The 18,399-nt window shown below is 62.2% G+C and carries 18 protein-coding genes, 1 tRNA gene and 1 pseudogene; 11 read left to right on the top strand and 9 right to left on the bottom strand.

Annotated elements, in window-relative coordinates; all coding sequences use genetic code 11:
- Positions 1–11: 11 nt before the first annotated feature.
- A complete protein-coding gene (locus tag IEV87_RS14565; protein ID WP_188478521.1) occupies positions 12–1,112 on the bottom strand; it encodes a C4-dicarboxylate TRAP transporter substrate-binding protein in 1,101 nt (366 codons plus the stop codon).
- A 292-nt stretch (positions 1,113–1,404) separates the two neighbouring features.
- Between IEV87_RS14565 and IEV87_RS14560 the strand changes: the two genes are divergently transcribed.
- Both IEV87_RS14560 and ychF read left to right on the top strand, forming a co-directional pair.
- A complete protein-coding gene (locus tag IEV87_RS14560) occupies positions 1,405–1,752 on the top strand; it encodes an H-type lectin domain-containing protein (RefSeq protein WP_188478520.1) in 348 nt (115 codons plus the stop codon).
- Between the two features lie 86 nt (positions 1,753–1,838).
- Complete coding sequence (gene ychF, locus IEV87_RS14555) at positions 1,839–2,936, top strand: redox-regulated ATPase YchF (protein WP_188478519.1); 1,098 nt, start codon at positions 1,839–1,841, stop codon at positions 2,934–2,936.
- Positions 2,937–2,948: 12 nt separating this feature from the next.
- Here the strand turns inward: ychF and IEV87_RS14550 are convergent, their stop codons facing one another.
- Positions 2,949–3,677, bottom strand: a complete 729-nt coding sequence (locus IEV87_RS14550; protein ID WP_188478518.1) for a hypothetical protein — start codon at positions 3,675–3,677, stop codon at positions 2,949–2,951.
- A 146-nt stretch (positions 3,678–3,823) separates the two neighbouring features.
- On the opposite strand from IEV87_RS14550, the gene IEV87_RS14545 reads away from it, so the two are divergent.
- The 4 genes from IEV87_RS14545 to IEV87_RS14530 all read left to right on the top strand — a co-directional run bounded on the left by IEV87_RS14545 (position 3,824) and on the right by IEV87_RS14530 (position 7,479).
- Complete coding sequence (locus IEV87_RS14545; RefSeq protein WP_188478517.1) at positions 3,824–4,783, top strand: GDP-L-fucose synthase family protein; 960 nt, start codon at positions 3,824–3,826, stop codon at positions 4,781–4,783.
- A gap of 95 nt (positions 4,784–4,878) precedes the next feature.
- Positions 4,879–4,968: transfer RNA gene (locus IEV87_RS14540), tRNA-Ser, on the top strand.
- A gap of 490 nt (positions 4,969–5,458) precedes the next feature.
- Complete coding sequence (locus tag IEV87_RS14535; protein ID WP_188478516.1) at positions 5,459–6,952, top strand: tetratricopeptide repeat protein; 1,494 nt, start codon at positions 5,459–5,461, stop codon at positions 6,950–6,952.
- A 5-nt stretch (positions 6,953–6,957) separates the two neighbouring features.
- Positions 6,958–7,479 (top strand): hypothetical protein, encoded by a 522-nt coding sequence (locus IEV87_RS14530; RefSeq protein WP_188478515.1) that lies wholly within the window; start codon positions 6,958–6,960, stop codon positions 7,477–7,479.
- A gap of 52 nt (positions 7,480–7,531) precedes the next feature.
- On the opposite strand, the gene IEV87_RS14525 is transcribed toward IEV87_RS14530, so the two are convergent.
- The 7 genes from IEV87_RS14525 to IEV87_RS14495 form a co-directional block, all read right to left on the bottom strand.
- Positions 7,532–7,912 carry a hypothetical protein gene (locus tag IEV87_RS14525; protein WP_188478514.1) on the bottom strand — a complete coding sequence of 127 codons (381 nt, stop codon included), beginning with the start codon at positions 7,910–7,912 and terminating at the stop codon, positions 7,532–7,534.
- Positions 7,912–9,234, bottom strand: a complete 1,323-nt coding sequence (locus tag IEV87_RS14520) for a recombinase family protein (RefSeq protein WP_188478513.1) — start codon at positions 9,232–9,234, stop codon at positions 7,912–7,914. Before IEV87_RS14520 ends, IEV87_RS14525 begins: the two co-directional genes overlap by 1 nt.
- Positions 9,231–9,731 carry a DUF2924 domain-containing protein gene (locus IEV87_RS14515; RefSeq protein ID WP_188478512.1) on the bottom strand — a complete coding sequence of 167 codons (501 nt, stop codon included), beginning with the start codon at positions 9,729–9,731 and terminating at the stop codon, positions 9,231–9,233. Before IEV87_RS14515 ends, IEV87_RS14520 begins: the two co-directional genes overlap by 4 nt.
- Positions 9,728–9,946, bottom strand: a complete 219-nt coding sequence (locus IEV87_RS14510) for a hypothetical protein (protein ID WP_188478511.1) — start codon at positions 9,944–9,946, stop codon at positions 9,728–9,730. Before IEV87_RS14510 ends, IEV87_RS14515 begins: the two co-directional genes overlap by 4 nt.
- Before the next feature lie 143 nt (positions 9,947–10,089).
- Complete coding sequence (locus IEV87_RS14505; protein WP_188478510.1) at positions 10,090–13,854, bottom strand: hypothetical protein; 3,765 nt, start codon at positions 13,852–13,854, stop codon at positions 10,090–10,092.
- A gap of 167 nt (positions 13,855–14,021) precedes the next feature.
- A complete protein-coding gene (locus IEV87_RS14500; RefSeq protein WP_188478509.1) occupies positions 14,022–14,753 on the bottom strand; it encodes a hypothetical protein in 732 nt (243 codons plus the stop codon).
- Between the two features lies 1 nt (position 14,754).
- Positions 14,755–15,432, bottom strand: coding sequence for an XRE family transcriptional regulator (locus IEV87_RS14495; protein ID WP_188478508.1), 678 nt, complete (start codon positions 15,430–15,432; stop codon positions 14,755–14,757).
- Positions 15,433–15,541: 109 nt separating this feature from the next.
- On the opposite strand from IEV87_RS14495, the gene IEV87_RS14490 reads away from it, so the two are divergent.
- From IEV87_RS14490 to IEV87_RS14470, 5 genes and pseudogenes are all read left to right on the top strand, one after another.
- Positions 15,542–16,225, top strand: a complete 684-nt coding sequence (locus IEV87_RS14490) for a hypothetical protein (protein WP_188478507.1) — start codon at positions 15,542–15,544, stop codon at positions 16,223–16,225.
- Positions 16,226–16,426: 201 nt separating this feature from the next.
- Positions 16,427–16,633, top strand: a complete 207-nt coding sequence (locus IEV87_RS14485) for a helix-turn-helix transcriptional regulator (RefSeq protein ID WP_007425318.1) — start codon at positions 16,427–16,429, stop codon at positions 16,631–16,633.
- Positions 16,630–16,995, top strand: coding sequence for a hypothetical protein (locus IEV87_RS14480; protein ID WP_229737645.1), 366 nt, complete (start codon positions 16,630–16,632; stop codon positions 16,993–16,995). The genes IEV87_RS14485 and IEV87_RS14480 overlap by 4 nt, the downstream gene beginning before the upstream one ends.
- A 27-nt stretch (positions 16,996–17,022) precedes the next feature.
- The gene (locus tag IEV87_RS14475; protein WP_188478506.1) at positions 17,023–17,511 is read left to right on the top strand and encodes a hypothetical protein; all 489 of its coding nucleotides are present in this window, start codon (positions 17,023–17,025) and stop codon (positions 17,509–17,511) included.
- Positions 17,508–18,398 (top strand): annotated as a pseudogene (locus tag IEV87_RS14470) (ATP-binding protein). The gene IEV87_RS14475 and the pseudogene IEV87_RS14470 overlap by 4 nt, the downstream one beginning before the upstream one ends.
- The last annotated feature ends 1 nt before the right edge of the window (position 18,399 follow it).

Raw genomic sequence — 18,399 nt, 5'->3', positions numbered from 1 at the left:
CCCCTGCCGGATCAGATCTTGGAGAAGATCTCTTCCTGCAGCTTCTGCTTGTAGGCTTCCTTGTCTTCACCGATCTCGGCCATGATCTTCGTCCACTTGTCGACGAGGCCCATGAAGGTGGTGATGATCTCCTCGGCGTGTTCGACGCCGTCCGCCTTGCCCTGCGCGATGGTTTCATCGACGGCAGAGGCCTGTACCTTGGTCCAGGCATCGACAAAGGCCTGATCGGCCTCTTTGACCGTGCCGCCGTTTTCCCTGAGCCAGGTCAGGCCCTCTTCGCTTTCCTCGATGTAGGCCCACATGATGTCCGCCACGTTGCCGGCCATCTGGTCCTTGAAGACCTGCTGGTGTTCGGGCGACAGGTCTTCCCAGCTGTCCTTGTTGATCGCGAAGTTCATCGTGCCGAAATAGGAGCCGAGCGAATTGGACCAGGCCAGCTTGGTGAAGTCCTTGAGGTTGTAGGTGTTCAGCCAGGCGGTCGAGCCGACGGCGCATTCGATCTGGCCGCGCTGCATGGCTTCGTACATCTCCGCCGTGGTAATCGACACGGGGGAGGCGCCGATCTCTTGCATGCCGCGTCCGACCGAGGAGGTGGCGCGGATCTTCAGACCCTGCAGGTCGGCAAGGCCGTTCTTGTCGCTCTTGCACATGACGTGGTAGGCGCCGGTCGCGGACCAGGACAGGCCGACGACGTTGTTCTTCTCACGTTCCTTCTCGCAGTCGGGGCAGTGCAGAAGCTGCATCTCGTTCATCGCGGCGGCCATGACCTTGGGGTTTTCCCCGACGACGATCATGCCCGAGAGCATGGAGGATACTGGCAGCGCCGCCTTGACGTAGATATCCACCACGGAGGCGCTGTCGAGGATGTTGTTGGAGACGTTGCCAAGCAATTCCTTCGGTCCGCCCATGGCGCCGCCGGTGAAGGTTTCGAAGGTGATCTCACCGCCGGTCGCTTCGGTGATCCGCTCCATCGTGGGGACGGTGCCGTTCACGTAGGTGGTGTGCGTGGGCGAGGTGTAGCTGCCGTAGGTCAGTTCCTTTGCCGCGGTCGCACCGGCGACCAGAGAGAGCCCGGCGGCAAGAGCCGCCGCGGGCGCAAATCGGGTAGTCATATGGTGTTCCTCCCTAGAACATGGTGCCCCCTGGCTCCTCCGGCCGGGGCGGATCGGGCCGGTTTGCCCGGCTCCTGTTTCCGCAGTCTATTATTTGACCTGTGAGTAAGCAAGTGTTTCCGTCGGTCGGTTAATTTTCTCTTAAGTTTCTAAAATTCATGGGAAATTCCCCTGGTTGCCGGTCGTAATGCAGGTGCAGAATTGTCGGCCTTGCCCGGATATTTCCTTTTTTCCACTCCGATTGTCGCCGGATTCCGGGGCGAAACATGAAGGGTGGAAGAGGACCGCGACTATGGAAAAACTGAGCAACCGCAAGATCGGCGTGGACCAGGGCGAAGCCGTCCTGTTTTCCGATTTTCAGCACGGCGGACAGATGTGGACGGGCGAGGGGCAGCGTGAACGTCGTCAACGCATCACCTTCTCGGAGGCCTATCACAAGAAGCCTGTGGTGCATTGCTCCGTCTCCATGTGGGACGTGGACAGCAGCGCCAACGTGCGTGCCGACGTCATGGCCGAACATGTGGACGACCGCGGTTTCGACATCGTCTTCCGAACCTGGGGCGACACCCGCATCGCACGGGCGCGGATCGGCTGGATGGCCATCGGCGAACTGGCGAGCACCGACGACTGGGACGTCTGATCGACCCTGTGATGCCCGGCCCTTCCCTTGCAGTGTGACCCGGCCCGGCGTATGAGGCGCGGGACAGGCGATGCTAGGGGGATCCCATGGGATTCAAGATGGGGATCGTGGGCCTGCCGAACGTCGGCAAATCCACACTTTTCAATGCTCTGACCCGGACGGCGGCGGCGCAGGCGGCGAACTTTCCGTTCTGTACCATCGAACCGAACGTGGGCGAGGTTGCCGTGCCCGATGCTCGGCTGGATACGCTTGCCGGGATCGCGAAGTCGAAAGAGATCATCCCGACGCGCATGACCTTTGTGGATATTGCGGGTCTCGTAAAGGGCGCGTCGAAGGGGGAGGGGCTGGGCAACCAGTTCCTCGCCAACATTCGCGAGGTCGACGCGATTGCCCATGTCCTGCGCTGCTTCGAGGACGGTGACGTGACCCATGTCGAGGGGCGCGTCGATCCGGTCGCGGATGCGGAGACCATCGAGACGGAGCTGATGCTGGCCGACCTGGAGAGCATCGAAAAGCGTCGCGCCAACCTTGTCCGAAAGCTGAAGGGCAATGACAAGGAGGCCGCACAGCAGGACCGTCTTCTGGCGGCTGCGCAGGCGATGCTGGAAGAGGGCAAGCCGGCGCGGCTGGTCGAGGTCGATGCGGAGGACGCGCGTGCCTGGCGCATGCTGCAACTGCTGACGACCAAGCCGGTGCTTTATGTCTGCAACGTGGCAGAGGATGAAAGCGCGACCGGCAACGCCCATTCCGCCGCGGTGGCGGAGATGGCCGCGTCACAGGGCAATGCGCATGTCATCATCTCGGCCCGGATCGAGGAGGAGATCAGCCAGCTCGACGCCGAGGAGGCAGAGATGTTCCTGTCCGAGATGGGGCTGGAAGAACCCGGGCTCGACCGGCTGATCCGTGCGGGGTACGAGCTGCTCCAGCTTGAGACCTATTTTACCGTCGGCCCCAAGGAGGCGCGTGCCTGGACCATCCGTCGCGGCACCCCCGCGCCGCAGGCGGCCGGCGTGATCCACGGAGATTTCGAAAAGGGCTTCATCCGGGCGGAGACCGTAGCCTACGACGACTACGTCGCCTTCAACGGCGAGACGGGCGCGCGGGACGCGGGCAAGCTGCGCGCCGAGGGCAAGAGCTATGTCGTGAAGGACGGCGACGTCCTGCATTTCCTGTTCAACGCCTGAGGTCCTGCTGCTTCAGTAGCCGAGCAGCAGGTTCATGTCCTGAATGGAATAGTCCCGCTCCGACAGGCGGACCGCGATGTTCGCGCGCAGTGTCTCACGGTCGGGGTCGGCCATGTGGCGGGCGGGACTTTCGGCACGATGCGACCGGCGATGCACGGAGCCGCCGTTGAAATGGGCGATTTCGGCTTCCTCGGGAACGGCGAAGGCGGTGCGGAAGGCGGCTTCGTCGGCCAGAAGGTCCTCTGTCTTGTGAAAGGATGTGCCGAGCCCGAGGGCGAAGAAGTTGTAACCCAGCACATGCTTCAGCGCGAAGGTGTAGAGGCAGTTGGGCAGCGTCGCCTCGATCCCCTTGTTCACCAGATCGGCCAGCGATTCATTGACCACCTGCAGGAAGGCGCCGGAGTTGCCCTCCATCACGCGGGCGGTGGCCCAGGCAAAGCAGCTGTCGACCTGATCCACCGGGTTGCGCACCAGCAGCCAGTAGTCCGCGCCCGCGGCCTCGCAGGCGGACTTGAGCTGATGCGGCGGCATCAGCGTGTGCAGGGCGACGGGCCGGTTGCCGGCCTCGGCAGACGCCTGCATGGCGGCGACGAATTCTTCCGGAGTCTGGGTGTCCTGGCCGATCGGCGTCTTTGCCTCGAAATGTCGCGATCCGTGCGCGACCTCGTAGCCGGGCAGGCCACGAAGAATTTCCGTCAGGCTGTGCGTTGCCGCAAATCCGACCGATTCCGCCACTATCATGGCCCGATACCCCCTACTGCCGATCCACTGAACGGCAGTCTGGACGCAGCGGCGGTGCCGGAACAAGGGGTTCGGTCAAAATAAGCGGCAGCGCCGGGTCAAGGTCACACCCGTCTGCCGAAGAGGTCATCGGAACGGGACGGGTCATGAAGGTTTTCCTGGCGGGGCACACGGGCATGGTCGGCGGCGCGCTGTTGCGACGGTTGCAGGCGCGCGGGGATCGCGTCGTGACGCAGACCCATGCGCAGCTGGACCTGACCAACCAGCTTGCGGTGCGCCAGTTCATGCGCGCGGAACGGCCCGACGTGGTGGTCCTCGCCGCGGCGAAGGTCGGCGGCATCCAGGCCAACGACAACTTTCCCGCCGACTTCATCTACGAAAACCTGATGATCGAGGCGAACGTCATCCATCAGGCCCATGACGCGGGCGTGCAGCGCCTGCTGTTCCTCGCCAACTCCGGGGTCTATCCGAAGATGGCGGTACAGCCGATGAAGGAGGCCGCGTTGTTGAGCGGCCGGCTGGAGCCGACGACGGAACCGCAGGCAATCGCCAAGATCGCCGGTATCAAGATGTGCGAGAGCTACAACCGCCAGCACGGTCGCGACTACCGCTCGGTCGTTTCGAGCAATGTCTACGGGCCGGGGGACAGCTTCCACCCCGAACATTCCCACGTCCTGCCGGGCCTGATCCTGCGTTTCCACGAAGCGGTGCAGGCGGGGAGGGAGGTGGTCTCGGTCTGGGGCACCGGCAAGCCGCTGCGCGAATTCCTGCATGTCGACGATCTGGCGGAGGCGGCGCTGTTCGTTCTGGATCTCGACCGGAAGGTGCATGCGCGCGAAGTGACGGCACAACAGGGCCACATCAACATCGGGTCCGGGTCCGACCTGATGGTGCGCGATCTTGCGAAGGTCGTGGCAAAGGTGACCGGCTTTACCGGCCGGCTGATGATGGACACGACCCGCCCCGACGGCGCGCCCCGCCGCCTGACAGACGCCAGCCGCCTGCGCCGTCTCGGCTGGCAGCCCCGCATCCCGCTGGAGCAGGGCATCCGCGAAACCTACGACTGGTTCCTCTCCCGCTCCGAAGAGATGCGCCGCGCCGGCTGACCCATCCCCGCAGCAGCGGCGTGGGCGGGCGAAAACCACATCGCTTCATCATTTCAACCTTGTTCTGGCGCCGCTTGGCCACTAAACGGGTCGGCGGAGACGTGGCCGAGTGGTCGAAGGCACACCCCTGCTAAGGGTGCAGACGGGAAACCGTCTCGAGGGTTCGAATCCCTTCGTCTCCGCCACTATCACCCTTTCGAACCTGTACATGCCGCCCGTCCGAGGCGAATTTTGTCCTGTTTTCAAAGGGGTTTGCCGGCTGGGTGCGAACAGCTGAGACGCGGGCACACAGCGATTTCTGTCTCTGAATGGCCTCTCGTCTCTGGTCGGGCGAACCGCTCCGATTTCGGTTCGGTCGAGAATTCTCGCGCTTTTCCAATGGCCTGACTCGCAATCCCGCCAAAACTGCGCGCCCTGTTTCCATCGCTATCGAGCGGAACGGAGACCGAACATGCAGGAGGCGCAGGCCGGCGGGCGGGAACAGGCCAGCGCGTAGTCGTGGCGGTGGCTTGCCTGTACGGTTCATGCCGAGAGTTCTCCAACCCCAGGTCTCTACCGGGCCAAGACCCGGCACTCGCCCCAAATCTCGCATTGCCATTGCGAGATGGCCGCAGTTCGACAATGATCGGTGAAGCCATCCTAGTTAATCGCCAAGACCAAAAGAGTTCGGACACGATGCCGAGAGAAGACCATCAATACTGCTTCATTTTAGCTTCGCGCACTGGAGCAGCCCGAAGGCTGAGCGAAACTGTTCTTAGGCCAGCGGTCGAAGGCGCTGGATTTTTTGCGATTTCTGCTGACGACGTCAAGCTCGGAGAACAACTTGCCTCCGCCATCTGGTCGGCCATCAAAAAAGCTGATCTAATTCTAGCTGATATATCTGGAAGCAATCCCAACGTTCTGTACGAACTTGGTATCGCGCAGGGAATGGGCAAACGCACGATCATTGTCACCGATGACTACTCTAATGTTCCTTCCGACCTTTCTCACATGCATATCATTCGGTTCCAGGATTCTTCGGAAGGCTTAAAATCTCTACGAAAGTCTATCCACAACACGTTGGTTACTATTCGTAGTGAACAGAGGTGGAGTGACGCATCCATCAATCAACCTGGCCAGATAGATCAGAAAGAAGGCGAGGAAATAGCGAGGAAAGAGATAAGCCGGGCGATAAAATCTAGAAAATCTGGTCGCCTTGAGGAGGCGATTAGGTTGCTTGAAAATAGCTTGGCGATTCTTCGCCCCTCCAAACCTTCTACTTTACATGCCGAAGCGTATAACCTGCTTGGGACGACGTACCAGCAGGTAGGCTCCTATGAAAAAGCAAGAAGAAATCTTGAAGAGGCTGCGGAGATATTAAAGAGAAGTGACGACCCTGAGGCTGAGGCGTCAGTCTACATAAATCTTGCAAATGTTTTTGAAGCGCAAGGCGAGCTACAGAGAGCTGAGGATTTCTATAGGAGGGCAATAGAGGTTGCGAGGCAAGTCGACTCGAAAACCCTTCTGGCTAGTGGTCTCTCGAATCTTGGGTACCTGTCGAGCCAGATGGGAGACTTGGAAAAAGCAGAAAGTCTATTTCAAGAAGCGCTTGGAGTTCAGGCGCAATTTCTGGGACAGGATCATCCAACATACACTTCGACACTCTCAAACTTGGCTGCTGTTTATGAGCATAGTGGTCGCTTAGATGAGGCGGAGAGTGCGCTTCGCCAAGCGATAGAGATATCAGAGCGCCATGGCGACCAGTATGGCTATGCAAGGACGCTCCACAACATCGCTTCACTGCTCATCGATCGAGGCGACCTTGATCAAGCAGAGGCAAGCCTCAGGCGCTCCATGGAGATCAAGGATAGGTTGGGGGATCGCTCTGGACGCGCGGCGTCTCTGTTCAACCTTGCGAAGGTTGCAGAAGCACGGGGAGACATCGCCGAAGCAGCGACTATGTTGCGTCAGGCAGCTGAGATCCAAGAGAGTTTGGGAGACAGGCGTGGGCTTGCCAGGACGTGGGGAGCACTAGCAGATATCTCAATTAAAGCTGGAGACCGAGACGCAGCAAGACGACTCTTGGAGCGCGCGTTCAATATATCTGAAGAATTAGGCGCTCCAGATCGTGACGTTATAGCCGCAAAAATTAGCGATCTGTCATCCAGATCAGCATCTGAGCCGGGCTGATCTTCATGCCGGAGCATGATGAATTCGATATCTTCATGAAGATGCTTCAGATCATCGAAAAGAAGCAGGATAGTTATTTTGGAAATATATCCGAAGAACAGCAGGCGAAAGCGCTTCAAGTAATCCATAAAATCGAAGGTAATGTCTACTTTCAATCGGCGGAACAACAGGAGGTTGTTGTGGGTGACCAATATAAGGGAGGTCAAGTTGGAGCGATGGGGCCAAATGCTTCAGCTACGGGAAATACTTTTCAACAGATCTGGCAAGAAAATGAAGGTAGCCTTGACCTGACCTCACTCGCATCAGAACTCGAAACGTTGCGGAAGGCGTTGCGGTCAGAGGCGACAGAGCTCGAACATGACGTCGCCATCGGAGAAATCGCGGCCGCGCAGGCGGCCGCGGCCTCCGGCGATGGCCCCAAAGCGCTTGAGCACCTTCGCAACGCTGGAAATTGGGCGCTCGACATTGCCTCAAAAATCGGAACGGGTGTGGCGACCGCTGCTATAAAGTCAGGTCTTGGGATCTAGGTTCACAACGCCGAAGAGTGACCTGTTTTGGCCGGTCTTCTCCATGAAAGTTTCAGTCGAAAGCTCGTCCCGGCTGCTCGTCCCATGGGAGCGACGCGACGAAGCAGAGGTCGTAAAGGCTGATCGCGCAGGGCTCGCGACGCAAGACAAGTCGCTCGAGCACGTCCGGCGCCAGCCATGCGAGGCGCAGGAGGCGGCTGACGTAGCGGTCGGACAGGCCCTCCTCGGCGGCGAGATCGGCGATGGTTGTAACCTCGCCGCGCTCCATGCGCTGCCGCCATGCCCATGCGCGGCCGACGGCGCGCAGCAGGTGGGGATCCTGCCCGCGGCCCATTGCGGCCTCGACGTGCTTGGGCGGCAGGATCCGGGGGCGGCCGCCGCGGCGGCGCAGTTCGAGCGGAATGTGGACGCGCAGGGTCTCGGGCTCGCGCATCAGGCCACCTCCTTCTTCGGCGGGGCCATCAGCGCGGCGATGGCGCCGAGACCGTCGTGGCGCAGGTCAATGGCGAGGCCCGCCTCGCTTACCGTGACGCGCGCGACCAGCAGCTGGACGATGCGCGCCTGCTCGGCCGGGATGAGCGCCTTCCACAGGTCGTCGAACTGCGCCAGAGCGGCGACGACGGTGGTCTCGTTGAGATCGGGCCGCTCCTTCCGGACCGCCCGTGCGGTGCGCGCCGCCACCTCCGGCGTGCGCAGCATGCGGCGGATTTCGCCGATCACCGCCTCCTCGACCATCGCACCCGGCAGGCGCTGCGGCCCGCGCAGCTCAGCCGCCGGGCGTTTCCGGATCACGTCCATGGACGTGTAGTAGCAGTAACGCTTGCCCTTCCGCTTGGTGTGGTGGGGCGTCATGGCGGCGCCCGTCTCGGTGAAGATCAGCCCGCGCAGGAGCGCCGGTTGCGCCGCCCGCGCCACCGCCCCGCGGGCGACGCGGTTGTTGGCGATGACCGCGTGGACCTCGTCCCACAGCTTCTGGTCGATGATGGCCGCGTGCTCGCCGGGATAGACCTCGTCCTTGTGCACCGCGAGGCCGAGATAGACCTTGTTGTGCAGGAACTTCAGCAGGTAACCCCGGTCAAAGACCGCTCCGCGCTCCGTGCGGATCCCGCGCGCATGCAGTTCCTTCAGCACCTGCGCCGTGGAACTTGAGCGCGCATAGAGGCGGAAGATCGTCCCGACCTGCTCGGCTTCGGCGGGCTCGATGACCAGCTTCCGGTCCTTCACCACGTAGCCGAGCGGCACCGGACCGCCCATCCACATCCCCTTCCGACGCGAGGCCGCAAACTTGTCGCGGATCCGCTCGCCGATCACCTCGCGTTCGAACTGGGCGAAGCTGAGCAGGATGTTCAGCGTCAACCGGCCCATGGACGTCGTGGTGTTGAAGGACTGCGTGACCGAGACGAAGGTGACGCCGTGACGGTCGAAGATCTCGACGAGCTTCGAGAAGTCCATCAGCGCGCGGCTCAGACGGTCGATCTTGTAAACCACGACCACGTCGATCAGCCCGGCCTCGATGTCGGCGATCAGCCGCGACAGCGCCGGGCGGTCCAGCGTCCCACCAGAGAAGCCGCCATCATCGTAGCGGTCGCGGAGCGCCACCCATCCCTCCGCGCGCTGGCTGGCGATGTAGGCCTCGCAGGCCTCGCGCTGGGCGTCGAGGCTGTTGAACTCCATGTCGAGCCCTTCCTCGCTCGACTTGCGGGTGTAGATGGCGCAGCGCAGGCGGCGGACGGGTTCGGGCTTGGTGCGGCTCATGGGCGGGCCTCCGCACCATGGGCCAGCCCGAAGAACTTCCACCCGTTCCAGTGACTGCCGGTGATCGCGCGCACAGCGGCCGAGAGCGACTTGAAGCGCCGCCCCTGCCATTCGAAGCCATCGGTCAGGACGGTGACAACCTGTTCCTCGCCCTGCCATTCGCGCACCAGCTTGGTGCCGGGGATCGGACGGCGGGGATCCGCGATCAGCGGACCCGGCGCGCCGGATGCGACCTCGGCCGCCAGCGCGTCCAGCGTGCGCCGCGTGGCGGGCTTGACCCCGCCAAGGGCCAGTTCCTGGATGCGGTAGCCGATCCGCAGTTCCAGGTTCCCCCGGCTGGCGTTGGGGGCGTGCTCGCCGAACATCATCCGCCACTTGCCCTGCAACTCGGCCACTGTCATCGCCTTCAGCGCTGCCAGTTCGGCCAGGACGTCGATCCCCTCAGCCTGGCGCGCGAGCGCAGCCTTTGCAGCTGATTTCCTTGTGTTTTTCCTCATACGTCGTCTCCAACTCGGTTTTGCACATGTCTCCGACGACGGCGTCTGAGGGCGAGAATGTCCAGCGAACTGTCTCCGTCGAGCGGAGAATTCTCGTTCGTTTCCCGCGGGTTGGTGCGCGCGATGGCGCTGGCGAGCATGGCGGCCAGTTCCGCCAGCCGCTCATCGGTGGTGAGCGTCTCAGCCGGCGGCGCGAAGGCGATGTCGTCTTGCATGGGGAGCGAACCTCCTGAGGCGGTTTGCTCTGTGTTCGCCGGTCGCGGCGGGGGAATTCAAGTTAAAACAATAGGTTGTCGTAACCAAGCGAAGACCAAGGAAGCTGAGCGGACGCGATGCGTAGACGATCGCACCATGAAGATCACCACTCGAATCGTTGGTCTCGCTCGCGCTCTTCCTCCTGCTCGGCCTCGCGGATACGACCAATTTTCGCGCGAATCCCCGGAGCTAGACGAGCGATGGTATGCCGGACCTCGGGAGCGGGATGGCCAACTAGCGTTTCAACACTCTTCAAGCGGCTTTCCATGATATCCGCTCTGCTGCCAGACCAGCTCATCGGCGCGAGGTATTCGAGATAGGCCTCCACGACTTGCTCGGGGCAAGGCGCGGCGTTGAGAAACCCCAAAGCTTGGGGTGAAATCTCGCTTACTTCATCGTTGTCCTGAGAGGCTCGCGCAAATGGCGAGATGTTTGGCGCAACCTTGGACCAGCGAATGGGATCTTCGCGGCACCATTCGATCAGTGGGTTCACTGGCACATGGATCAGACAGTCCCGATCTAAGCCGCTACGAAGGCGGATTGAAGGTCCGTCCTTTCCATCGGGGAACAGTCTAGAAAGAAAGATCTGAGGCGATTTGCGTGCCAACTCAGCAAGCGTACGCTCAACATCATATGTGCTTCCATAGCGCCGCGCTGCCCGCGCGATGATCGCATCCATACACCGCTCTGCAAGAGCGGAACTCTCATCTCGCATGCAGTACGACAGTGCTTCAGCCATGTCATGATCGATGTTCGAGTTGATTTCTTCATTTGTGATGATGGCGATCACCGCATCCACCCCTGTAGCGTTGAGCTCCTCTGGCCAAGCGTCGCGTGAACTCTTCTCGACAAACCCCAGCATTCTGAGTGCATCCACCACAAGAAGTGCCCCGCCCTCTCTTCCCGACAGTGATCGAAGAAGCCGAACACGCTGCTCGTCATTCAGTTCACGCTCTTCACGCCAAGCTATATCGTGTAGTAGCCACGCGGCGGTTTCTGCTTCGCCAGCGATCTCAACAACGTTTTCAAGTTCATCCTCGGAAAGAACGCCTTTGGGAAGAAAGACTGAATAAATGCGTCGGAGGCCAGGCGTTACGCGACACTCAGCCCTAATAGATTCCGCAACTGCTGGGCTGCTCTCGTCCAGCTGGTGCAGTAGTCCAGAGAGAAAGCCAACCTGTTGCGGTTTGTCGGGATCGCTCAAATACAAATCGCGTAGGATTTCCCACGTCCGTCTCGGTTCGCGATTTCCCTGAACCAACCCGATGCCGAGAGAGTAGAGGGGCCGGCCTTTGTGCTCGAACAGGTCTCTCCCGATCGCTTGGAGCACATCTGGGGAAGCTGCCAATTCTTGTCCAAGGAGCTCCAACCGTTCGGTGCGCCTAGCCTCAGCGGCCCTGTGATCGTCGTCTTCGGAATCGAGGTCCCAACCACGTACGGTTTCGGCGCGGACTCGGGCGGAAAGGTCCGTGGGGGCCATATCGTCGATGAGCTTTTGCAGCAGCGCCGAGTCTTCCGCAGAAAGCTCCGAGCCACGCTTATTTAACAGGTATCGCATTCGCCGGAGCGCATGCCACCCCTCCACCCAAGGTGCCTCTTCGTGCAACTGACGCGCAATAGCATCGATTTTCGAGCGAAGAGTCGGTACGCGCCGCCAGATTCCGTCAATCTCGTCGGAGAGTGCTTTTCTAACGCTGTCTCGTACTTCTACCGGCCCTGCCAAGGCAGTGTGCGCTGCCAATTCCAACCACCGGGAGAACCAGTCTACAACCTCAGCCCCACGCGGTTCCCAGCCAAAGGAATCCGGACGAGCGTCATCGAATGAGAGGATCGAAGAAGACCAGTGGCCTGTTCGTAAGGCCGACTTGAGCATGCTGACCCCCCGCGAATTCTGGTTCGCATTGTTCGCAAGAAGATACTGGCTTGCCACCTGTACGCGGGCTTCAGTCTTTGCCAACGTCCCTGAGAGGTACAGGCCAAAAAGACTGCTCAGCACGTCATCTGCATTGGAGGCTCGTTGCTCGTCAAAAGTAATAGCAAGTGAAACGAGGGTTTCGCAGGCCTGAGGGAACATGACCTCAGAATGTGCAATCCGCGCGATCATTCGGGTCAAACTGTCAAGGTGAAGAAATTCTTCCGGCGCCGCCGCAATAGCGGCGGCCATTGCATTGACAACGTGGAGCGCATCTTCAGGGACCAAATGGCACACTGCCTCGAGCACCTGGAGATCCGGCGCGGTACCATGCACCGGTCCGCCAGTCTCCATCCATCGGTTCACAATGCGTCGAGCCTCATCGCAATCGTGAAGGTAAGAGAGCCGTCGAGCAAGTGACCGGCGAAGGCGCGGTTTGTCGGCAAAGCCGTCGGCGATATTCCGGAACGGGATTGATCTCAGCGCCTTTCGGGCGAGGCGGTTGGCGAGAGCATGAGGCAGTACTGCACGCCATCTGCTTCTTGCTTGCGCAAGGCCCCTGTCGAGGAGGGTACTGGCGTGCCGATGCATTGCCCCACGCGACAACTCGGCAAGAGAACCGAGGAAGAGGAGTTCATCCGGTTGCTCATCTCCGTCCACTTCAAAGGAGTAGACCAAAGATAGAACCTCAGCGGCTCGAGCCAGCTCCTCGTTTCGTTCCTCGCGTTGCCAGAACAAACGATCAAAAAGCGTCGCGTCATCGAATGCGGTGAGGCTTCCAGTCTGGGGGATTGCCTGAGCCAATGCGAAGCCAAGCCGAGCGTTACCTTGCGCAAGTTCGGCCAGTCGTCGGGCATCTCCCGTGGAAAGATCGGTGCGCCGACGGCGAAGTAGGGCTTCGACAATGTCGGAGCCCTCGGCCTCGACGCGAATGACGTCTGTTTCTTCCGGGCGATCATTGCGGACGTCATACTCGACCGTGACCAGCCGGACGGCTCCAGGGCGTTCTGCCAATTTCCGCGCTAGTGCTTGGTGAGTGTCGGGCGGGCAATTGTCCACAACAAGAACTGCTGGAGCGCTGCGTTCAATCAGTGCTTCCAGCATTCCAGTTGGTGTAGGATTGGGAGAATGGCCCAAGTCTGTGTAGACCGCATGAGAAACTGGCAAGGCCGAAACGGACCCTATCGGCTCGAAGAGTGCTTGGGCTATCCGACTCTTGCCAATTCCGGAAAGGCCGGCGATGCGCACAGCACCCGTGCCATCACGAACCAGTTTTCTTATCTCGTCGAGCGCTTCAGGCAGATTTCGGATGGGAGCGCGGCGCTCAATATGAAAAACAAGCCCTTCCTCGCAGATCAAATCGTCAACTTCTCCTTCCGGAGTCGATGACCAGCGTCCAAACGGCTGCCAGCCCGCGAGGATAGGAAGGTCCAGGCGCCTGCGTAGCCAAGCAGCCACTGAGGGATGTGTACTGACCCATCGACTGATGGCATTGCGGTCCAGGAGTGCCAGCTCCAGTCTTGTCCCATTCGGGTCATCGGCGACAGCTTCACGCATGGCATCGACGCGGCGTTTGAGCATGGCCTCTGAGCAGTTCGCCCCGGCGCTCGCGATGAGATAGGAGCCACCTCGAGCTGCAATTGCCGAGATCGCGGGGCGTAGATTCCCTCCGGGACGCATCTCGGTGACGATGGCGCCGGGAGTGAGATCGGCGGCTTTCACCTGAATCCCAACGTCTCGTCGCGCGAGAGGGCCAGCCGCAATGAACGGACCGGTAGGCTCGACCACGACGTCGAGACCGCCATCGGCAGCCGTCTGGCTTCCTCCCCAACGAACCTCATTCCGATGACCGCCTTGCCGTTCGCGTTCGGCCTCGCATAACCGAGCGATCAGTTCGCGAAGATCAGCATCCGATAGATCGACCAGGCGGTTGCTCGGAATGTCAAAGATTGGCATGAAAGAACTTCCTTTTGCGACGACCTACGAACTGCCAAGATTGTATAAAGCATTGGGCAGGCTTAGCCGAAAGCGCGAACTGTTCGAAATATGTTGGTCGCCTCTGTGGAAACCGCAGCACCAGCGCGCTGTAGCCCGATGGACAGACGAACTGGACCATATGTGCCTCAATGCCGCGTCGCCTCTCGGACCATCCCATCCGTCTCCAGCCTCAGCGCGGCCTGCCACAGCGGCGTCTTCATGAACACCGCCTCTTCGAAGCGATAGCCGGGCGTTCCGCGCTCCTGCTGCAGCAGCCCCGCCCAGCAGAGCGGGCGCAGCACCTGAATGTAGAGCTGTCCCATCACCTCGTCGTAGCGCGGGAACGGTCCAGTTTTAGGCTCGCCGAAGAACACGCGTCGGAGATGGGCGCCGGTGGCACCGTCTTCTGTCTCGACGTTCAGCACGTTCAGGAACACGTCCCAGTTGCCAAGGATCGGCGCGTCGTCGAAGCGCGACATGCTGCCGTGGTTGATCTGAAACAGAAAGAACGGGACGACCGCGCCGAAGATCCGACCGGGATGGCCGACCAGCGCCTGGCCTGCCTTGGTCAGGCGGAACTCTCCCTTGTAGTGTCGGCCAAGCTTCATCGCGATCATCAGGTCGTGCAGGACCATGAGCGGGGCGAAGTCGGGCTCGTTCAGCACCTTGTTGACGGCGAAGAGGTCCGCCTCGGTGTGACCGGGCCAGTGGAACGCGGCCGCGGCCCAGTGCACGAACACCCGCTTGAACCCCTTGGACGGCGTCAGGGGGACGCCGCCATGCTCGCCGATCCAAGCGAAGGTCTTCTCCATCCCGCGTACCAGCGGCGAGAACGCCAGCGCCGGATCGGCATCGTCCATCTCCCGCAGCGCGATCACCTCAGATCTCCCGCGCGAACCAACGGATGCGGCCAACAATGTGGATCTCGTCGGCCGTTCGTTCGTATTCGGGGTAGTGCTTGTTGTCGGAGATGACGCGGACCGCGGGCGGGTCGCTGTTCGGGATGTGCTCGAGCCGCTTGGCGACCAGCCCCATCCCGTCGTCCAGCACGAAGATTCCGGGCGGGTTCGGCGCGCGACGGGTCATGTCGACCAGGACCGCGTCGCCGCTCACGAGCGTCGGCGCCATGCTATCGCCCTCGACGTGCATGATGCGCAGCTGCGACGGGCTGGCCTTAAGCTTGTGGCGGATCCACGATTGGCGGAAGTGATAGACGCGGCCGGGCGTATCGCCATCTTCGGTCACCACCGCGCCGCCGCCCATCGCCGGGCGCGGCGTGGCGTGCGCGATGGCCACGAAGGCATCGTCGGGATTGTCCACGAAGGGGGGCGTGCCCTCCACCTCGCCGATGCCGTGGATCAGCCAGTCGCGGTCCACCTTCAGCACGCGGGCGACCTCTGTCAGCCGGTCGATTCCCGGGCGGGCGGAGCGGCCGCGCAGGATGTCGTAGACGAAGGAGCGGTTCACGCCGGCCATCTCGGCGACATGGGCAGGCGTCAGGCCGAGCTGTTGGGCGCGGGCCCGCAGGCGTTCGGCCAGGGTGTGCTGCTCGGTCATGTTTTCCCCAAGGGTATGTGGATGAAATAGGATAAAACAGGATTGATGCGGACCCGTCAAGCGATTAGAACAAAACATAAACAATCGCACATGGGAATCGGGGGTCCGGATGGAGATCGAGAAGTCGTATTTCACCCTGCCGGAGATCCTCGAGCGCTGGTCCATGTCCGAGGCGGACCTCGTCTACCTGGCCGAGAACGACCAGCTGCGGCTATCGATCCGGGTGTTCAACCTGGCCGTCGAGCTCGGCGACTACGAGGAGACACCAGAGGGAGAGCGATTCTCCGTGCCGTTCGAGCGGGGCCCGTTCAACGGGCTCCTGGATCTCCACGCCCATGACGTCTTCCAGCTGTTCCGGCATGGCGAGGTGAAGCTCAGCCGCTTCCGCTCGCACAAGGCCGACTATGCCTGCCTGACAGGGGAGCGAGAGCTCATCACCGTGCGGCAGCGCGATCTTTTCCTCAGGCGGGACGAGCGTGACCGCTTCGAGGCCGAGACGGGATTTGCCGGAGCGGCTGCCGGCCCACGACCCGGCGCGTTCCATGCCTCCGCCGACTACCAGGATGTCCGCTGCAACGGTCAGCACTTCCGGCTGGGCGCGATTCAGGCGCAGGTCGTGCGCGCGATGCACGAGGCTGCCGGGCGGGGCGAGCCTTGGCAGAGCGGAAAGGCGATCCTCGCCGCCGCGGGGTCGCGTAGCCTCAAGATGTCGGACGTCTTCAAGTCGAAGAAGAACTGGCGCCTGCTGATCGAGTCGGACGGCCGCGGCGCCTATCGCCTGCTCGGGCTCTGAGCCCGCGTCATCCCTCCCATCCGCGTGCCCACCCCATCCCCTGCGGTGGGATGCGCCGGGGGATGAGAGGGGGATGGCGATCCCCCACAGGGCCGTTCTACCTTGGATTGAAATGCTCCTGACAATCCCACTCCGATCCTGACGACATCCCCTCGCGGGATTTCGCATCGTGCTCCCGACAAACGACACCGGGAGACGACGATGCAGCAGAAGACCTGTCTCACACAAAAGGAGCTCGCGCGGCGCTGGACGATCTCGCACCGCACGCTCGAGCGCTGGCGATGGGCCGGGGAAGGCCCCGCCTACATGAAACTCGGCGGCCGGGTGGTCTACCGGCTCGAGGACATCCTGGCCTTCGAGAAGGACCAGCTCACGCATACCGCTGACAGCGCGCGGGGGGCGGCATGATGGAACGCCGCTCCGCCATCCACGGCAGCCGCGTCGTGTCGATCTTCGGCGCCGCCGGTCCCGCGCTCGACGAGATGGGGCTTTCCGCCTGGATCGCGCAGGCCGCCCCGGGCGAGGCGCTGGTCTATCACCGCGGGTTCCTCGCCGTCGACGCCACCGGGGCCGTCTCGAACCTCACGCCCGAGCGCCAGCGCACCCTGCGCGGTGTCGCCGCCGCTGCGCTGCGCGCCGCCGAGCAGCGGCTCGTCCACCTCGTGCAGGCCCGGCTCGGCCCCGACCACTTCGCCTACATCGCCGTCGCCCGTCCGAAGCCCGGACCCGCCGGCGCTGCCCTCTCGATGCGCCTCCTCGAGGCCGCCTGACCCCCATCCCCAATTATGGAGGCCCCAATGCCATTCCCGCAGAACATCCCCAACATCGACGATCTGATCAACCTGCCCGCTGGCGAGATCGCCCAGCTTCCGGTTGAGCTTCTGGCCGCCATGCAGCGTGAGATCGATGCTGCCGCCAAGCAGATGAAGGCCGTCACCGCGCGCTTCTCGACTGCGCTTGAGGTCCGTTACGCCACCCGCGCCGCCGAAGCCCGCCGCGCCTGCGGCAAGGATACCGGCACCGTCCGCCTTGCCGATGGCGAATTCACCGTGGTCGCCGATCTGCCGAAGCGCGTCGAATGGGACCAGGCCCAGCTCGCCGCCATGGTCGAGCGGATCCGTGCCGCCGGCGACGACCCGTCCGAATACGTTGAGATCAGCTTCAAGGTGCCCGAGCGCGCCTATGTCGCCTGGCCTGAGGCGATCCGGCAGGGCTTCGAGCCCGCCCGAACCGTGAAGACCGGCGCGCTGAAGATCGCGATCCTGCCGCAGGGGGACCACGCGTGAGCCTCCCCATCATCACCGCCGATCAGCGACTGGCAGAGACGCGGGGCATCAAGGGCGTGATCTTTGGCCCCTCCGGGATCGGCAAGACCAGCCTGCTCTGGACGCTGGAAGCCTCGACCACGCTGTTCTTCGACCTCGAGGCGGGCGACCTCGCCATCGAGGGGCTTCACATCGACGTGGTCCGGCCGCGCACCTGGAAGGAGTGTCGGGACTTCGCGGTCTTCATCGGCGGCCCGAACCCGGCGCTCCGGCCCGAACAGCCCTACAGCTAGGCGCATTTCGACGAGGTGTGCGGCCGGTTCGGCGATCCGCGCGTCCTCGCCAAATACGACACCGTTTTCATCGACTCGATCACCGTGGCCGGGCGGCTCTGCTTCCAATGGTGCCGCGGGCAACCGGAGGCGCACTCGGAAAAGACCGGGAAACCCGATGTCCGCGGCGCCTACGGGCTTCACGGGCGCGAGATGATCGGCTGGCTGACCCACCTCCAGCACACGCGCGGTAAGAACGTCTGGTTCGTCGGGATCCTCGACGAGAAGCTCGACGACTTCAATCGCAAGGTCTTCGTCCCGCAGATCGACGGCTCGAAGACCGGGCTCGAGCTGCCTGGCATCGTCGATCAGGTCATCACCATGGCCAGCCTTCCGGACGAGCTGAACCGGCCTCAGCGGGCTTTCGTCTGCCAGACGCTGAACCCGTGGGGCTACCCGGCCAAGGACCGCTCCGGCCGCCTCGACCTGGTCGAAGAGCCTCATCTCGGCCGGTTGATGGAGAAGATCCGCGGCCCGCTGATCCCTGCGGAACGGCGGCTGACCTATTCGCCGCCGCAGCTGCCCCCACCGCCCGGTCCGACGGCGACCGACACCGATTCTTATCCCACCAACTGAA

The organism is Primorskyibacter flagellatus (genome assembly GCF_014638275.1).
In the GTDB taxonomy this organism is placed as follows: domain Bacteria; phylum Pseudomonadota; class Alphaproteobacteria; order Rhodobacterales; family Rhodobacteraceae; genus Pseudooceanicola; species Pseudooceanicola flagellatus_A.
This window is presented reverse-complemented; position numbering and strand designations above follow the sequence as displayed.